Source organism: Rhizobium sp. BK602 (genome assembly GCF_014195095.1).
In the GTDB taxonomy this organism is placed as follows: Bacteria; Pseudomonadota; Alphaproteobacteria; order Rhizobiales; family Rhizobiaceae; genus Rhizobium.
Genome location: NZ_JACIBC010000008.1, coordinates 219011 through 234046, shown reverse-complemented (window position 1 = coordinate 234046; position 15036 = coordinate 219011). Strand labels below are relative to the sequence as shown.

The 15036-nt window shown below is 62.5% G+C and carries 17 protein-coding genes; 8 read left to right on the top strand and 9 right to left on the bottom strand.

From position 1 onward, the window contains the following. Positions 1-5: 5 nt before the first annotated feature. Positions 6-539, bottom strand: a complete 534-nt coding sequence (locus FHX11_RS24550) for a gamma-glutamylcyclotransferase (RefSeq protein WP_184362224.1) — start codon at positions 537-539, stop codon at positions 6-8. A gap of 51 nt (positions 540-590) precedes the next feature. Here FHX11_RS24550 and FHX11_RS24545 point away from each other — a divergent pair, with 51 nt between their 5' ends. The 3 genes from FHX11_RS24545 to FHX11_RS24535 all read left to right on the top strand — a co-directional run bounded on the left by FHX11_RS24545 (position 591) and on the right by FHX11_RS24535 (position 2211). Continuing rightward, positions 591-1604 (top strand): DUF2125 domain-containing protein, encoded by a 1014-nt coding sequence (locus FHX11_RS24545; protein WP_184362221.1) that lies wholly within the window; start codon positions 591-593, stop codon positions 1602-1604. 87 nt (positions 1605-1691) lie between these two features. Further along, the gene (locus tag FHX11_RS24540) at positions 1692-1940 is read left to right on the top strand and encodes a plasmid stabilization protein (RefSeq protein ID WP_184362218.1); all 249 of its coding nucleotides are present in this window, start codon (positions 1692-1694) and stop codon (positions 1938-1940) included. Then, on the top strand, positions 1930-2211 hold the full coding sequence (locus FHX11_RS24535; protein WP_184362215.1) for a type II toxin-antitoxin system RelE/ParE family toxin: 282 nt from the start codon (positions 1930-1932) through the stop codon (positions 2209-2211). The genes FHX11_RS24540 and FHX11_RS24535 overlap by 11 nt, the downstream gene beginning before the upstream one ends. A 75-nt stretch (positions 2212-2286) precedes the next feature. Here the strand turns inward: FHX11_RS24535 and FHX11_RS24530 are convergent, their stop codons facing one another. From FHX11_RS24530 to FHX11_RS24520, 3 genes are all read right to left on the bottom strand, one after another. Beyond that, a complete protein-coding gene (locus FHX11_RS24530) occupies positions 2287-3216 on the bottom strand; it encodes a prephenate/arogenate dehydrogenase family protein (protein WP_184362212.1) in 930 nt (309 codons plus the stop codon). Then, positions 3213-4322: a histidinol-phosphate transaminase gene (gene hisC / locus FHX11_RS24525; RefSeq protein WP_184362209.1), complete on the bottom strand. Its 1110-nt coding sequence runs from the start codon at positions 4320-4322 to the stop codon at positions 3213-3215. The genes FHX11_RS24530 and hisC overlap by 4 nt, the downstream gene beginning before the upstream one ends. Before the next feature lie 103 nt (positions 4323-4425). After that, complete coding sequence (locus tag FHX11_RS24520) at positions 4426-5205, bottom strand: class I SAM-dependent methyltransferase (RefSeq protein WP_184362206.1); 780 nt, start codon at positions 5203-5205, stop codon at positions 4426-4428. Between the two features lie 54 nt (positions 5206-5259). Between FHX11_RS24520 and gloB the strand changes: the two genes are divergently transcribed. The 3 genes from gloB to FHX11_RS24505 all read left to right on the top strand — a co-directional run bounded on the left by gloB (position 5260) and on the right by FHX11_RS24505 (position 7731). After that, a complete protein-coding gene (gene gloB / locus FHX11_RS24515; RefSeq protein WP_184362203.1) occupies positions 5260-6030 on the top strand; it encodes a hydroxyacylglutathione hydrolase in 771 nt (256 codons plus the stop codon). Between the two features lie 14 nt (positions 6031-6044). Continuing rightward, on the top strand, positions 6045-6470 hold the full coding sequence (locus FHX11_RS24510) for a cupin domain-containing protein (RefSeq protein WP_184362400.1): 426 nt from the start codon (positions 6045-6047) through the stop codon (positions 6468-6470). A 103-nt stretch (positions 6471-6573) separates the two neighbouring features. Beyond that, the gene (locus tag FHX11_RS24505; protein ID WP_348649731.1) at positions 6574-7731 is read left to right on the top strand and encodes an alpha/beta hydrolase-fold protein; all 1158 of its coding nucleotides are present in this window, start codon (positions 6574-6576) and stop codon (positions 7729-7731) included. A gap of 165 nt (positions 7732-7896) precedes the next feature. Here the strand turns inward: FHX11_RS24505 and FHX11_RS24500 are convergent, their stop codons facing one another. Further along, positions 7897-8673: a DUF3108 domain-containing protein gene (locus FHX11_RS24500; RefSeq protein WP_184362200.1), complete on the bottom strand. Its 777-nt coding sequence runs from the start codon at positions 8671-8673 to the stop codon at positions 7897-7899. Between the two features lie 237 nt (positions 8674-8910). Here FHX11_RS24500 and rpmB point away from each other — a divergent pair, with 237 nt between their 5' ends. Both rpmB and FHX11_RS24490 read left to right on the top strand, forming a co-directional pair. Further along, on the top strand, positions 8911-9210 hold the full coding sequence (rpmB, locus tag FHX11_RS24495) for a 50S ribosomal protein L28 (RefSeq protein ID WP_069612914.1): 300 nt from the start codon (positions 8911-8913) through the stop codon (positions 9208-9210). Positions 9211-9326: 116 nt separating this feature from the next. Further along, positions 9327-9962, top strand: coding sequence for a queuosine precursor transporter (locus FHX11_RS24490; protein WP_184362197.1), 636 nt, complete (start codon positions 9327-9329; stop codon positions 9960-9962). A gap of 49 nt (positions 9963-10011) precedes the next feature. Here FHX11_RS24490 and FHX11_RS24485 read toward each other — a convergent pair whose 3' ends face one another. The 4 genes from FHX11_RS24485 to FHX11_RS24470 all read right to left on the bottom strand — a co-directional run bounded on the left by FHX11_RS24485 (position 10012) and on the right by FHX11_RS24470 (position 14939). Further along, positions 10012-11028: an esterase-like activity of phytase family protein gene (locus FHX11_RS24485; protein WP_184362194.1), complete on the bottom strand. Its 1017-nt coding sequence runs from the start codon at positions 11026-11028 to the stop codon at positions 10012-10014. Between the two features lie 76 nt (positions 11029-11104). Beyond that, positions 11105-13003 carry a cobaltochelatase subunit CobT gene (cobT, locus tag FHX11_RS24480; RefSeq protein ID WP_184362192.1) on the bottom strand — a complete coding sequence of 633 codons (1899 nt, stop codon included), beginning with the start codon at positions 13001-13003 and terminating at the stop codon, positions 11105-11107. Positions 13004-13020: 17 nt separating this feature from the next. Then, positions 13021-14010 (bottom strand): cobaltochelatase subunit CobS, encoded by a 990-nt coding sequence (gene cobS / locus FHX11_RS24475; RefSeq protein WP_184362189.1) that lies wholly within the window; start codon positions 14008-14010, stop codon positions 13021-13023. 308 nt (positions 14011-14318) lie between these two features. After that, the gene (locus FHX11_RS24470; RefSeq protein ID WP_184362186.1) at positions 14319-14939 is read right to left on the bottom strand and encodes a J domain-containing protein; all 621 of its coding nucleotides are present in this window, start codon (positions 14937-14939) and stop codon (positions 14319-14321) included. Positions 14940-15036 lie beyond the last annotated feature (97 nt).

The following is a 15036-nucleotide window of genomic DNA, read 5'->3' as shown; positions in this document are numbered from 1 at the left end:
GCGGCTCAGGACGCCTCCCGCATCCGCTCGACCTCGCCGGCGACCTGCTCCAGCCACTGGTCGCGAATGCGCATCTCGCGCAGATGCGCCAGCGTGTTGAAGACATAGGCGTCGTTCGGACCGGATTGGCCCTCCGCCGACTCGACGATCTGCGCGGCCCCGACGGGATCGAGCGTCCCGGCATATTGCCGGTGGTCGCGGTCGACGACATAGGCAACCGCAACCACCCGCCGCCCATCGGCAAGCCGGATCGGCAGCGTCTTTTCCAGATAGACGTTGGTGACGAGTTCACGCTCGCGCAGATAGGTCAGCGCCTCGGCCCATTCGCCGGACGCCACACGAAAGGCCATGCCACGGCAGGAACCGCCGCGGTCGAGACCGAGCACCAGTCCGGGGCTTGCCTCGGTGCCGCGATGGACCCAGGAATAGACGCACAGCGAGCGGCGATAGCCGAAAATCAGCGCTTCTGATTTTTCGACGTAACCAAACCCCGGATTCCACATGAGCGATCCGTAGCCAAACACCCAAAATTCGTCCATATCCCACGCCAAATCAGTGTGATTACATTCGTCCAACCATTGGAGAACAACATGGCAGCGTCAAGCCAAAGCGTCGCATCCGGCAAAGGCAAACGCTTATGGCTCGTCGGACTGGGATTGCTGGCGATCCTTGCCGGGCTCTATGCCGGCGGCTGGTACTATGCGACATCCGTGGTGAAGACGACCGTCCTGAAGGCGCTCGGCCAGCAGAACAATGCCGGCATCTCCGGCGAATGCGGCGACATGGCCTTCAGCGGCTTTCCCTTCGCCATCGGCCTCTCCTGCGCCAAGGTGACCGTCGATAACCAGACCAGAGGCATTTCCACGACCTTCAGCAGCCTGCAGGCCTCCGCGCCGGTCTACCAGCCGAATCACATCGGCTGGAAACTGCAATCGCCGGCAGAATTGCACACCACCCAGGGTCTGACCGTCTCGGCCGCATGGACCGACCTGCAATCGAACCTCGTCGCCAAGGGCCGCGGGGTGGAACAGAGCCAGACCGTCATCGACGGCCTGAAGGCCAATATCGTCTCCTCCGTCACGGGCCAAGGCGCCGATGTCACAGCCGATCACACGGAGCTGCATGCGCGCCAGAACGGCAACGACCTCGAACTCGCCCTCGGCATCGAGAACGCCACCGCCGTCATCAAGGATTTCCCCCAGGCGCTGCCTTCGGCCTCGACAAGCGCCAATATCACGCTGACCGACAAGGCAGGCCTGCTCGACGGCAGCGACAGGAACGGCATGCGCGGCGCTGCCGGCACGCTGCATCAGGCCGTCATCGATATCGGCGACGGTCGCGTCATGACGCTCTCCGGCCCCTTCAACTTCGATGATGAGGGGTTCCTTTCCGGCCAGTTCAAGCTGGAGATCAACCAGATCGAACCCTGGGGCGACAGCCTGACCGCCACGCTCCCCGCCGCCAAGAACATCATTAAGACAGCGACGAAGATGCTGAAGGCGCTCGCAAATGGCGGCAGCAAGGTTTCAGTCGACCTGACGGCCGACCGCGGCCGCCTCTCCCTCAGCGGCTTCATCCCGCTCGGAAAGATTCCGCCGATTTGATCGCTCTCTGTTCAATTGGGCGACACCTTGAAGAGACCTGTTAAAAGCACTATTTAAAGTGCCATTAAGGGAACCTTCGAGGGTACGATGACAAATGTAATTCTCGCCGAAGTCACCGCCAGCGTCTCGGAACTGAAAAAGAACCCGATGGGAACCGTGGCGGCCGGCGAAGGCGCGACGGTTGCCATCCTCAACAGGAATGCACCCGCCTTCTATTGCGTTCCGGCCCGCCTCTATGAAGCCATGCTGGAGCGTCTCGAGGATATGGAACTCAACGCCATCGCCGACGCGCGGGCGGGCGAGCCAGTCGTCAAGGTCAAGCTGGATGACCTATGAACTCGGCTTTCTGGATGCCGCTCTGAAGGAATGGCGCAAGCTCGACGCCAATACGCGCGAGCAGTTCAAAAAGAAGCTTGCCGAACGCTGCGAAAACCCGCGTGTGCCATCCGCCAAGCTTTTCGGAAGCAAGGATCGATACAAGATAAAATTGCGCGGCGTCGGCTATCGCCTTGTCTATGAGGTTCGCGACGAGCAACTCGTGGTCATCGTGGTGGCCGTCGGCAAGAGAGAGCGCAACCAGGTCTACAAGCTCGCAGACAGCCGCTGAAAACGATCCCATCCCGGATGCTCGCCGATTGGAGGCTCATCACCTTCTCCCCGAGGGGAGAATGGAAAAGAACCGCTACTCCTGCACATCCAGCGCGTGACGACCGAAATCCGGCGTATCGACATCCTGGCCGGCCTCGACGATCGAGCGGCGGATGGCGCGGGTGCGGCTGAAGAGTTCGAATATCTTGTCGCCCTCGCCCCAGCGGATCGCCCGCTGCAGGGAGGCGAGGTCTTCGGAGAAGCGGGCCAGCATTTCCAGAATGGCATCGCGATTGTGCAGGCAGACGTCGCGCCACATGGTCGGGTCGGATGCGGCAAGGCGGGTGAAATCGCGGAAGCCGGAAGCGGAATATTTGATCACTTCCGACTCGGTCACCGTCTCCAGGTCGTCGGCCGTGCCGACGATGTTGTAGGCGATCAGGTGCGGCAGATGCGAGACGATCGCCAGCACCTTGTCGTGATGCTCCGGATCCATCTCGTCGACGCGCGAGCCGAGCGCCTCCCAGAAATCGCGAAGCCTCTTGATCGCCGCTTCGTCGGTGCCGGGGACCGGCGTGAAGATGCACCAGCGCCCCTTGAACAGTCCGGCAAAGCCGGCATCCGGTCCGGATTTTTCGGTGCCCGCCAGCGGGTGGCCGGGGATGAAATGCACATTTGCGGGCATATGCGGCTGCATCTGCGCGATGACGGAAGCCTTGGTGGAGCCGACATCGGTGACGATGGCGCCGGGCTTCAGATGGGCGGCGATGTCCTTGGCGACGCTTTCCGACGCTCCCACAGGCACGGAGACGATGACGAGATCGGCATCCTTGACCGCCTCGGCCGAGGACGGCGTGTAGCGGTCGCCGAGCTTCAGCTCCTCGGCGCGCTTCAGCGTCTCAGCGCTGCGCGTCGAGATCACCACCTCCCCGGCAAGGCCAAGGCGCTTGATGTCGTGGGCGATCGAGGAGCCGATCAGGCCGATGCCGATCAGTGCGATCCGGTTGAATTGAATGCTGCTCATGCCTTGCGACCCATAAATTCCGTCAGGGTATCGATGACGCCCAGATTGGCCTCTTCCGTGCCGATGCTGATGCGCAGCGAATTCGGGAAGCCGTAAGCCCGCACCGCGCGCACGATATAGCCGCGACTGGTCAGGAAATCGTCGGCCTCGGCGGCACGCTTGCCGTCGACATCGGGGAAGTGGACGAGAACAAAATTCGCGACGGATGGGGTGACCTTGAGGCCGATCGCCTCCAGCGCCGCAGTCACCTTGTCGATCCAAAGCTGGTTAAAGGCGACGGCTTTCTCGGTGAAGGCCTGGTCACGAATGGCGGCGGCACCTGCGGCGATGGCGGCGCTGTTCATATTGAACGGGCTGCGTACGCGGTTCAGCGCATCGATGACGTCGAGCGGGCCGTACATCCAGCCGACGCGCAGCGCCGCAAGGCCATAGACCTTGGAGAAGGTGCGGGTCATGACGACATTCGGGTTCGCCGATACCAGCTCGAGACCGGCTTCATAGTCGTTGCGGCGCACATATTCGGCATAGGCGGCATCGAGCACGAGCACGACATGCTTCGGCAAGCTCGCCTGCAGACGGCGGATTTCGCTGACCGGGACATAGGTGCCGGTCGGATTGCCCGGATTGGCGATGAAGACCATCTTGGTCTTACCGGTGACGGCGGCGAGGATCGCGTCGACGTCGACGGTGCAATCCTTCTCCTTCACCGTAACCGGGGTCGCGCCCGCGGCCATGATCTGGATCTTGTAGACGAGGAAACCATGTTCCGTGATGACGGCCTCGTCGCCGGCGCCGAGATAGACATGGCAAAGCAGGCCGAGCAGCTCGTCGGAGCCGTTGCCGCACAGGATATTGGCCGGATTGAGCCCGTGAACGTCGGCGATCGCCTGGCGCAATTCCTTGGCCTGGCCGTCGGGATACCGCTCCAGATGCGCGGCCGCCTCCCGGCAGGCTTCGATGGCCTTGGGGCTCGCGCCGAGCGGCGTCTCGTTCGAGGAGAGCTTGAACACCCGCGCAACGCCCGGCGCATGTTCCTTGCCCGGCACATAGGCGGCGATATCGAGAATGCCGGGGCGCGGGACAGGCTTGCTCATTTCCATGCTCATGGGATCGACCTTGGGAAGGGCCGGATATGTCCGGCTTTAAACACCCCGTCGCATTAAAGCGGATTGACAAATTTGTCGAGTGTTCGCGCGGCAGGCCAGAGCGTTACGCGCCGTCGCGCGTCGTCGGTATGCCGCGCGGCGCCAGCACGGGAACGAAGACGCGGCGCGAGGCACGCACGGCCACCGGCAAGCCCTGATAGAGCCGCTTCTGCGCCTCGACCACGATGACCCCAGAAAAGGCCGGCCAGAGCGTGCGCCCGACCCGCTCGAAGGCGCGCCGGAGGCTCAGGACCGTGCGCAGCTTCGAGGGCGGAAAGAACAGCGCCTCAGCAGAAGCGCCCGGTGTGAAATTCGTCTCGCGCAGCAGCGAAGTGAGCTGGCCGCGCGAATAGGGCCGGCCCGAGCCGAAGGGCGTATGCTCCATGCGCGCCCACACACCCCTGCGGTTCGGCACGACGATGACGAGCCGCCCGCCGGGCGCCAGCACCCGCCAGAGCTCCTTCAGGGTCTCGCGCGGGCTCTCGGCGAATTCCAGCGAATGCACCATCAGCACGCGGTCGATGGAGCTGTCGGGCAGCGGCAACTCCTCGTCGAAGACCAGCGCCGTCGACGATGCCGAGCCCATCGGCCAGTTCACGGCCCCCTGCCCGGCCGGCATGAAGGCGAAGGTGCGCTCGGTGTCGGCGCGGAAGCGGTCGAGATAGGGAACGGCATAGCCGAGGCCGACGAGACGTTCCTCGGGCAGGCGCGCCCAGATCGAGGACAGCGCCATGGCAATAGATTGCTCCGCCAAGCGACCGAGCTCGGAATGGTAGAATTGGCGGAGATCGACGATATCGGCGTGCATCGCGGTAAATGTTATCAGCCGCCCGTTGGACTTCAAGGCCGAACCGCCTACATTCCGAATCAACCCCCACGAACGAGAACGAGTTAGACCATGAAACCTTTGGAATTAGAGGTATTTCTCTGCCGCTCCGACAATTTCGGCGTTCTGGTGCATGACCCCGAAACCGGCTATACAGCCTCGATCGACGCGCCCGAAGCCGGCCCCATTCTGGCGGCCGCCAAGCGCCGGGGCTGGACGATCACCCATATCTTCACCACCCATCATCATACCGACCATGTCGAGGCCAATCTGGCGCTGAAGGAGCAATTCGGCTGCGAGATCATCGGCCCGGTCAACGAGGCCGTCGCCATTCCCGGCCTCGATCGCGCCGTCGGCGATGGCGATAGCTTCGAGTTCGGCAACCACACCGTCAACGTCATCGAGACGCCGGGCCATACCGCCGGCCATATCTGCTATCATTTCGTCGACGACAAGCTGCTGTTTGCCGCCGACACCCTCTTTGCCCTGGGTTGCGGCCGGCTGTTCGAACGCCCGGCGACGGACATGTGGGCTTCGCTTCAGAAGCTGGCCGTGCTGCCGGACGAGACGGCGATCTATTTCGGTCACGAATATACGCTTTCCAACGCTCGCTTCGCCGTCACCATCGATCCGGACAACGAGCGCCTGAAAAGCCGCGCCGCCGATATCGAGGCGCTGCGGGCCGCGGGCAAGTTCACCATCCCGACGACGCTGGCCCTGGAGAAGGAAACCAACCCCTTCCTGCGCGCCGGCGACCCGTCGATCCGCCGTCATCTGCTGATGGAGAGCCGCAGCAACGAAGAGGTCTTCGCCGAAATCCGCAAGCGCAAGGACAATTTCTGATGCGGCCGATTCTGATGCAGCCGGACGAGATCATCGCGGCGCTGTCGATGCAGCCGCATCCGGAAGGCGGCTGGTATGTCCAGACCTTCCGAGACGACCACGGCGGCGCACGCGGCCATTCCACGGCGATCTACTACCTGCTGCAGGCCGGCGAGCGCTCGCATTGGCATCGGGTGCGCGACGCCGCCGAGGTCTGGCATTACTATGCCGGCGCACCGCTCGCCCTGCATCGCTCGGCCGACGGCAGGGAGAGCGAGACCCTCGTGCTCGGCATCGATCTTTCCAAAGGCGAACGCCCGCAGGCGATCGTTCCCGCCGATTGGTGGCAATCCGCCGAGAGCCTCGGCGCCTTCACCCTGGTCGGCTGCACGGTCGCGCCGGGCTTCGAATTCTCCAGTTTCGAAATGGCACCTCCGGACTGGGAGCCTGGGGTGTCGTGAGCATGCGGGATGCGCAAATATGATGCCGTCCTGAAACTGCTCCGTGCGCCATTATCGGCGCACGGGGAGATCGATATTGAATTGTTTTGGAGGAGATTTTGCCGTGCGTTTGCTTTTTCCATTACTCGTCGTGGCGGGTTGCGCCATGAGCCTTCCCGCCGCCGCCCTCGACGCTCCGGCCTCGCCGCCGGCCGACCGACCGCTGAAGGACTTCGTCACCTCCGTCGAAAAGGACGGCTCGATCACCTTCCGCCTGTTTGCACCGGCCGCCAAAGCCGTCTCGGTCGTCCTCGGCTCGCGCGAGCCGCTCACCCTGCAACGCAGCGACGACGGCGTCTGGAGCGCCAGGAGCGAGCCTCTGAAGCCCAATCTCTATGAATATTATTTCAACATAGACGGCTTCCGCAGCATCGATACCGGCACCAATGCGCCGAAGCCGCAAAGGCAGGTCAATACCAGCCTCATTCTGGTCCCCGGCGGTATCCTCGATATCCGCAACGTACCGCATGGCGACCTCAGGCTGGTGACGCTGCATTCCAAGGCGCTCAATTCCGAGCGGCAGATGTATGTCTATACCCCGCCGGGCTATACCGACGCCTCGAAGCCACTGCCCGTCGTCTATCTCTATCACGGCTTCGGCGATACGGTCGGCTCCTGGGTGGAACAGGGCCGTGCGCCGCAGATCCTCGACAATCTTCTGGCGGAAAAGAAGATCGAGCCGATGATCGTCGTCATACCGGATACGGAAACCGACATACCGGAAGCGATCCCGGAAAACGTTCCCGGCGCCGACCGCCGCAAGACCTTCTATCCGGTCAATGCCGATGCCGCCGATCGGGAGCTGACCCAGGATCTCATCCCCTATATGAAGAAGCACTATCGGGTGCGCGACAATGCCGACGGCCGCGCCGTCGTCGGCCTGTCGCAGGGCGGCTACCAGGCACTCGTCTCCGGCCTCTCGCATCTCGGCACCTTCGGCTGGGTCGCGACCTTCAGCGGCGTCTCCACGACCACCGTGCCGAACAAGGCGGTCGACGACGCGCTCAACAATCCCGAAAAGATCAACAAGGCGCTGCGCGGCTTCACCGTGACCGTCGGCAGCAAGGATCAGGTTACCGGCAAGGACATTGCCGGGCTCAAGGCGATCCTGGACGACAAGAAGATCGCCCACGATTACCATGAATATCCCGACCTCCAGCATGAAATGGATGTCTGGCGGCCGTCGCTCATCGCCTTCCTGGAGAAGGTCTTCAAGAAATAGCGGATAAGGCAAAACCGGCGGCTGGACGAAAATTCCCGCCGCCGGAAATCCGTTACGCCTCGCTTAGAGCATTTCCGCTTTTCTTCGAATCGCGAAAACGCTCTATCTTTTTATTGTTACGCAATTCCGGACGAAAAACCGCGACGCACTTTTCCTGGAATTGCTCTAGCTGCCGTATTTCACGGCGGTAATCGTCACCGTCCCATATTGCGTGGGAATACGGACATAGACGGGGGCGTAGACATTCATGGCATCGGCCTTGGCAAACCAGATCTCCATGGCATCGCTCTTGGCGAGATAGAGATAGTCCTTGCGCGTCCCCTTATAGCCGCTCTTCGGCGTGAAGCGGACGCCGCAGGCGATCGTCTTGCCCTTGAAGCCATCCGTCGAGAAGGGATGCGATCCCTTGGGCGACAGCTTCAGATCCATCCGCATCTCGCCGTCGAAGACGGGCAGCGTCTGATTGCAGAGATTGAGATCCGGCGTGATCGGAAAGATCATGCCGGCAATCGGGTCGAGCACCGAGCGCAGGTCCCCCTGCCCCAGCGGAATCCAGCTATCCGGCCGCTTCGGCTCCGGCGTGATGCTGTTCGAGGTCACGCTGCCATTGGCATAGGCGACGTCATAGGTGCGCTCCCGTTTGCCGCTCTTGTAATAGAGCGTGTAATGGGTCGCCTGCAGCCGGTTGTCGCCGACAGTGCCGGTCACGTCGGTTCTGGCATTGATCGAGGTGACGAGATCGGCCAGGCCCGCCGAAGTGATATCGCCGCGGATCGTGAACTGTTTGTCCTTGACCTCGGTCTTGAAATCCGCCCTGGCGATCGGAAGCCCGGCGAGTGCTACGCGATATTGCGTTTCATGCCGCAGCACGTCCGCCGATGCCGCAAGCGGTATCGATGCCGCCAGGGCCGAAATGAAAAGCAACTTGCGAATATGAACCATGACCGAAGCCTTCAACAGGGAGCAAGCAGGATATATAGGTGCTTTGGGCGCTTGCCGCGACTGTCAGAAAATAGCAGCTTTTTGACGGAATTGCGGGAAAGCTCAAGGTTTGGCTTGACGCGGGCGACTGCTCTGACTATAGAACCGCAACTTTCCAATTATGGCCTGTTGGATTGCTCGCCGGGTTTTGCCCGGGATGACTATTCGATGGCCGAGAAAAACAAAAGTAGGTGTACCATGTCCCGCATGTGCGAATTGACCGGCAAGGCCGTCCTCGTGGGCAACAATGTCAGCCACGCCAACAACAAGACCAAGCGTCGGTTCCTGCCGAACCTCTGCCAGGTCACGCTGATCTCCGACGTTCTCGGCCAGCGCTATCGTCTGCGCGTTTCCGCTGCAGCGCTGCGCTCGGTTGAACATCGCGGCGGTCTGGACGCTTTCCTCCTGAAGGCAAGCGAAAACGAACTCAGCATGCGCGCCCGCCTGCTGCGTCGCCAGATCGTCAAGAAGTCCGCTGAAGCCGCAGTCGCTGCCTAAGCTTCATCGCTTCGCGATAGCATACGGATCAAGAGGCTTGCACGGATAATCTCCGGACAAGCCTTTTTCCATGTCCGGCCCTGTTTTCAACTGGTGGCATCACCCAGGATAAAAAAATGCTGAAGACGCGCTATACCCTGATCTATGTCCTCCTGATGACGCTCGTCGTCGTCGCCTCGAACGTCCTCGTGCAGTATCCGCTGCAGGCGACGCTCGCCGGCATCAATCTTGCCGATATCCTGACCTGGGGCGCCTTCACCTATCCGGTCGCCTTCCTGATCACCGACCTCACCAATCGTCAGTTCGGGCCGCAAGCCGCGCGCAAGGTGGTCTTCGCCGGCTTCGTCGTCGGCGTGGCGCTGTCCTTCGTCACCGCGCAGCCGCGCATCGCGATCGCCTCCGGCTCGGCCTATCTCGCCGGCCAGCTTCTCGACATCTCGGTCTTCAACCGCCTGCGCCGCATGGCCTGGTGGCGCGCGCCGCTCTTCGGCTCGCTGATCGGCTCGATGCTGGACACGCTGATCTTCTTCTCCTTCGCCTTCGCGCCCTTCTTCGTCTTCTTCGGGCCGAACGATCCCTTCGCGATCGAATCGGCACCGATCCTCGGCGTCCTGTCGACCGCCGCTCCGCGCTGGATCTCCTGGGCCATCGGCGATTTCACGGTGAAGATGACCGTCGGCCTCGTCATGCTGCTGCCCTATGGCGCGCTGATGAACGTGCTGAAGCCGGCACAGCAAGTGCCGACCGCCTGAATCTCAGCCTTCGTGAATTCGAGGAAGCCTGCGCAAGACGCAGGCTTTTTCAATTCCGGCTGATCAGCGTCTCGTCCCGCAAGCGGAATTCCAGCATCAGGCTGCGCTGCAGGATCGAATGATTGTCATCCGACACCAGAATGAGGTGGATGGTTCCATCCGGTGCGCGGAAGGCATCGATCCCTTCCATATTGTCGATCTGATCGCTGGAATTCGCCTGGAAAATCACTTCGCCGTCCACGACGGCATCCGGCCTTATATCGGCCCCGGCAATGCGGCGGATGCGCATGCCGATGCCATGGGCGAGATCGAAGCGCCGTTCCAGCAGCAGCAGATCGCCGCCCGGCAGGAAGACGCCGTCACTGGCATCGAAATCATCGTAATGGCGCACGGTGAAGCGGCCCTGCAGCGGCCCGTCGAGGATGGCCGCCAGCATGTTGCCCTGCTCATCCAGGCTGTCCTCCGCGACGATCACCGCGGCGCCCGCAAGCGGGCTCGATCGCGGCGCGATCATCAGGGCTTCGAGGCTGCGGTTGGAGCGTAACTGCTTCCTCGGGATCAGGATCGGAATGGAGCCTTCGGGCCGTGAAGTCTCGAAACCGGGATCGGGATAAATGTCGACCCGGTGCCTCTGCTCGTAGCTCACCAGCACCTTGCCGTCGCGCAAAGCGAGCCCCTCGGCATCCATCGCGCCCTTGCCGGCGTCCGTCCTGCCGTCGCGGTCGATCATCGGCTCGATCCGCGCCTCGGCTATGCCTTCCAGCCGGCCTTCCTCATCGCGCTCGATCGTGCCCGTCAGCCAATGGCCGGTATCCAGCACCGAGATGAACTGGCGCTGGTCGGGACGGAACCGAATGGCGGACATGGCGCCGAGAAGGGAATTGCTTGAGCTGAGCTCGAGGCCGCCCAGGAATTCGAGCGCACCGAACCGGGTCAGCTCGGAGCCGGCCCTGAAGGCCGGAATCGCCATCGCGCGGATTTCCGCCGGCCCGCCTTCCGGCACGTCCATGGACGCGCAGCCGGCGAGCAGCAGCAGAAGCATGGTCGCGCGGCAGAGGCGTTTCATGGGCTCTCACGGAACCTTTGGGATCGACAAGCGGAAGCGCCGGCCCGATTGCCGGCGCGAAAAGACTATAGCGGCGTCAGCTTGCCCGGCGCATGCGCGAGCGCGGCTGGCTCGTCTGATCCTCGAACAGCGAGGCGAGCTGCTCGGTCATGGCGCCGGCCAGCTCGTCGGCGTCAACGATGGTCACGGCGCGGCGATAGTAGCGCGTGACGTCATGGCCGATACCGATCGCCAGCAGCTCCACCGGCGAGCGCGTCTCGATCTGCTCGATGACGGCGCGCAGGTGCCGCTCCAGATAATTGCCCGGATTGACCGACAGCGTCGAATCATCGACCGGAGCGCCATCCGAGATCATCATCAGGATGCGGCGCTGCTCGCGGCGGCCGAGCAGGCGGTTATGCGCCCAGATCAGCGCCTCGCCGTCGATATTCTCCTTTAGCAGGCCTTCGCGCATCATCAGGCCGAGATTGGCGCGCGACCGCCGGTAAGGTTCATCGGCGGACTTGTAGATGATGTGGCGCAGGTCGTTGAGGCGGCCCGGCGTCTGCGGCTTGCCGCCGGCGAGCCACTTCTCGCGCGCCTGCCCGCCCTTCCAGGCCTTGGTGGTGAAACCGAGGATCTCGACCTTGACGCCGCAGCGCTCCAGCGTGCGCGCCAGAATATCGGCGCAGGAGGCGGCAACCGTGATCGGCCGGCCGCGCATCGAGCCGGAATTGTCGATCAGCAGCGTCACGACCGTATCGCGGAACTGCGTGTCGCGCTCCATCTTGAAGGACAGCGCCTGCATCGGGTCGATGATCAGGCGCGTCAGCCGCGCCGGATCGAGATAACCCTCTTCCAGATCGAAATCCCAGGAGCGGTTCTGTTGCGCCATCAGCCGGCGCTGCAGCCGGTTGGCAAGCCGCCCGACCGCGCCCTGCAAATGTGCGAGCTGCTTGTCGAGGAAGGCGCGCAGGCGCTCGAGTTCGGCCACGTCGCAGAGTTCCTGCGCCGTCGTGGTCTCGTCGTATTCCTCGGTGTAGACGTGATAGTCGACCTTTTCGTTGAAGTCGGCGAAAGGCGTGTTCGGGCGGCGGGTTTCGCCCGGCGTCTCCGAATCTTCCTCGCCCTCTTCGCTCATGTCGTCGTCGGAGATCTCGCCGCCATCCTCCATGGCGCCGTCGTCCATCTCCTCGTCGGAGGATTCGCTGTCTTCGGCGGGCGCCGCATCGGACGATTCGTCTTCGACCTCGTCGTCGCTCTGATCCTCGCCGCTCGGCTTGTCCTCCTCGGCGGATTCCTCGTCAGAATCCGGCTCCATCTCCTGGTCGCCGTATTCCTCGGCCATCTCCATGGCGGTCAGCATGTTGCGGACGACGCGGGCAAAGCTCTGCTGGTCGTTGATGCTGGCCAGCAGATTGCCGAGCTCGCCGCCGGTCTTCTCCTCAATGAAAGGACGCCAGAGGTCGAGCACCTTGCCGGCGCTCTCCGGCGGCTTCTGGCCGGTCAGCTTCTCGCGCACGATCATCGCCATGGCCTCGCCGATCGGCGCGTCCTCCTTGCGCTCGATGCCGGAGAAATTCGCCTTGGCGTATTTCTCCGAATTCATCGAGTTCAGGTTGGTGGCCACGCCGCTCATGCGCAGCGCGCCGATCGATTCGACGCGCGCCTGCTCGACGGCATCGAAGATCGAGCGGGCATCGGCACCCTGCGGCGCCATGACGGCATGCACGCGGGCATCGTGACAGGCAAGCCTGAGCGCCATCGAATCGCCAAGGCCACGCGTCACCGCCAGCTCATGCGCCGTCGGCCGCTTCGAAAGCTCCGGCAGGCGGATGCGCTCGCCGGTCATTCCCGGACGCTCGTTGGCAAAGGCTACCTCGACCTCGGCATCGCCGGCGATCGAGCGCACGCAGCCGGTGATCGCCCGACGCAACGGCTCCATGTCCACCGGACCGACCGGCTTCCCTTTGGAATTGTCTCCCCGACCTGCCATGACTTGCCGGCTCTTCCTTAGGCTTCGAGCACGATATTGGCGGCACTTTCCTTCAGCTCGACGCCGAAAGCGCGCTGATAGTGCTCGGCGACCAGCGGCCGCTCCAGCTCGTCGCACTTGTTGAGGAAGGTGACACGGAAGGCGAAGGCAACATCGCCGAAGATCTCGGCATTCTCAGCCCAGGTGATGACGGTACGCGGGCTCATGACGGTCGAAAGATCGCCGTTCATGAAGGCGGCGCGGGTGAGATCGGCGACGCGGACCATCTTGGACACGGTGTCGCGGCCCTTCTCCGTGCGGAAGGATTTCACCTTCGCGAGCACGATGTTGACCTCGTTCTCGTGCGGCAGGTAGTTCAGCGTCGTGACGATCGACCAGCGGTCCATCTGCGCCTGGTTGATCTGCTGCGTGCCGTGATAGAGGCCGGTCGTGTCACCGAGGCCGATGGTGTTGGCGGTCGCGAACAGGCGGAAGGCCGGGTGAGGACGGATGACGCGGCTCTGGTCGAGCAGGGTCAGGCGGCCGGAGGATTCCAGCACGCGCTGGATGACGAACATCACATCCGGGCGGCCGGCGTCGTATTCGTCGAAGACGAGCGCGACATTGTGCTGGTAGGCCCAGGGCAGGATGCCATCCTTGAATTCGGTGACCTGCAGCCCGTCCTTGACGACGATCGCGTCCTTGCCGACGAGATCGATACGGCTGACATGGCTGTCGAGGTTGATACGCACGCAGGGCCAGTTGAGGCGGGCGGCGACCTGCTCGATATGCGAGGACTTGCCGGTGCCGTGGTAGCCGGAGATCATCACGCGGCGGTTATGGGCGAAACCGGCGAGAATGGCGAGCGTCGTCTCGCGGTCGAACAGGTAGTCGGCATCGAGATCCGGCACATAGGCGCTGCCCTTGCTGTAGGCGGGAACGCGAATGTCGGAATCGATACCGAAGACGTCACGGACCGAAACGGTGGTGTCGGGAATCTCGGAAATATCAAGGTCGATCTTGCTCATCATGTCTCCAAGGCGGGTGACTGTCACCCAGCCATATCAATCTCAGCCATTTGTATCATGACGCCGCAGTTTATTGCCCGCATCCGTCTGGTCGGAACATCGGCGATACTTCTCCGGGACTGAAGCGAAACCTCGGCGCGATGAAATGACCGCTTGCGAGCATTCTTGAACAGAGTCCCGGACAAGAAACGCCGCGCCCGGAAAGTCGGCCGAGGTGCAGCCAGCCAAAAGCGCACCCTGCCGCGGTTGCCCACGGCCTCAGCCGATTTGGACCATACCTGATTGAAGACGGAGAGCAAGGACAGGAATTAACAAAAACCGTTCTGTTTCAATAATTGATAAGCCTGGATGACCGCGCGGAAACGCTCTTCCGATCCACGATCGCCGCCGTTGGCGTCCGGATGGTGTTTTTTCACCAGTTCCTTGTAGCGGCTCTTGATTTCCGCCGAGGTCGCGTTCGCGCCGAGACCCATCGTATCGAAGGCCTTTGCCTCCAGCGTCTTCAGCTTGCGCTGCTGCGGAAAGCGCGGCCCGCTGCCACGGCCGTCGCCATCCCTGACGAAGCCGAAGGGATCGCGAACGCGCGTATAGGCGCCGGAGCGGATTTCCGATTGCAAGGGGCTGTTCTTCGCCGCCTTGTTGACGCCGACGGTCCAGGTCGGGCGATGGCCGGTGATCGCCTCCTTCTGGTAGCGCGCGATCTCGCCGTCCGAAAGGCCGGAGAAATAATTGTAGCCCTTGTTGTATTCCTTGACGTGCTCGAAGCAGAACAGAAAGAACTGCCCTTCCGCATTGCGCCCGACTGGGGCGCGATGCGTGCCGTGCTTGTCGCAGCCGTCCCATTGGCACGTCGGCGGACCCTGTTCGGGCTCCTGCGCGCGCTTGCGGCGGGTTCGAATGCGATCGAAATATTTTGAATCAAGTCTCATGACGCCCTAATTATGGGGCCTTGAAGACCCCACAACAAGAATTGACAAATGGGAATGTTATAGGCTTTGTGGGAACCTTTTTCGCGAACCAGGACAT

Excerpts from the sequence above, each read along its gene's own strand:
- hisC (WP_184362209.1), bottom strand. The coding sequence starts at position 4,322 with ATGAGCATGGAAATGAGCAAGCCTGTCCCGCGCCCCGGCATTCTCGAT.
- FHX11_RS24550 (WP_184362224.1), bottom strand. The coding sequence starts at position 539 with ATGGACGAATTTTGGGTGTTTGGCTACGGATCGCTCATGTGGAATCCG.
- FHX11_RS24485 (WP_184362194.1), bottom strand. The coding sequence starts at position 11,028 with ATGAAACGCCTCTGCCGCGCGACCATGCTTCTGCTGCTGCTCGCCGGC.
- rpmB (WP_069612914.1), top strand. The coding sequence starts at position 8,911 with ATGTCCCGCATGTGCGAATTGACCGGCAAGGCCGTCCTCGTGGGCAAC.
- FHX11_RS24545 (WP_184362221.1), top strand. The coding sequence starts at position 591 with ATGGCAGCGTCAAGCCAAAGCGTCGCATCCGGCAAAGGCAAACGCTTA.
- FHX11_RS24500 (WP_184362200.1), bottom strand. The coding sequence starts at position 8,673 with ATGGTTCATATTCGCAAGTTGCTTTTCATTTCGGCCCTGGCGGCATCG.
- FHX11_RS24535 (WP_184362215.1), top strand. The coding sequence starts at position 1,930 with ATGACCTATGAACTCGGCTTTCTGGATGCCGCTCTGAAGGAATGGCGC.
- gloB (WP_184362203.1), top strand. The coding sequence starts at position 5,260 with ATGAAACCTTTGGAATTAGAGGTATTTCTCTGCCGCTCCGACAATTTC.
- FHX11_RS24530 (WP_184362212.1), bottom strand. The coding sequence starts at position 3,216 with ATGAGCAGCATTCAATTCAACCGGATCGCACTGATCGGCATCGGCCTG.
- cobS (WP_184362189.1), bottom strand. The coding sequence starts at position 14,010 with ATGAGCAAGATCGACCTTGATATTTCCGAGATTCCCGACACCACCGTT.
- FHX11_RS24490 (WP_184362197.1), top strand. The coding sequence starts at position 9,327 with ATGCTGAAGACGCGCTATACCCTGATCTATGTCCTCCTGATGACGCTC.
- FHX11_RS24510 (WP_184362400.1), top strand. The coding sequence starts at position 6,045 with ATGCAGCCGGACGAGATCATCGCGGCGCTGTCGATGCAGCCGCATCCG.
- FHX11_RS24470 (WP_184362186.1), bottom strand. The coding sequence starts at position 14,939 with ATGAGACTTGATTCAAAATATTTCGATCGCATTCGAACCCGCCGCAAG.
- cobT (WP_184362192.1), bottom strand. The coding sequence starts at position 13,003 with ATGGCAGGTCGGGGAGACAATTCCAAAGGGAAGCCGGTCGGTCCGGTG.
- FHX11_RS24540 (WP_184362218.1), top strand. The coding sequence starts at position 1,692 with ATGACAAATGTAATTCTCGCCGAAGTCACCGCCAGCGTCTCGGAACTG.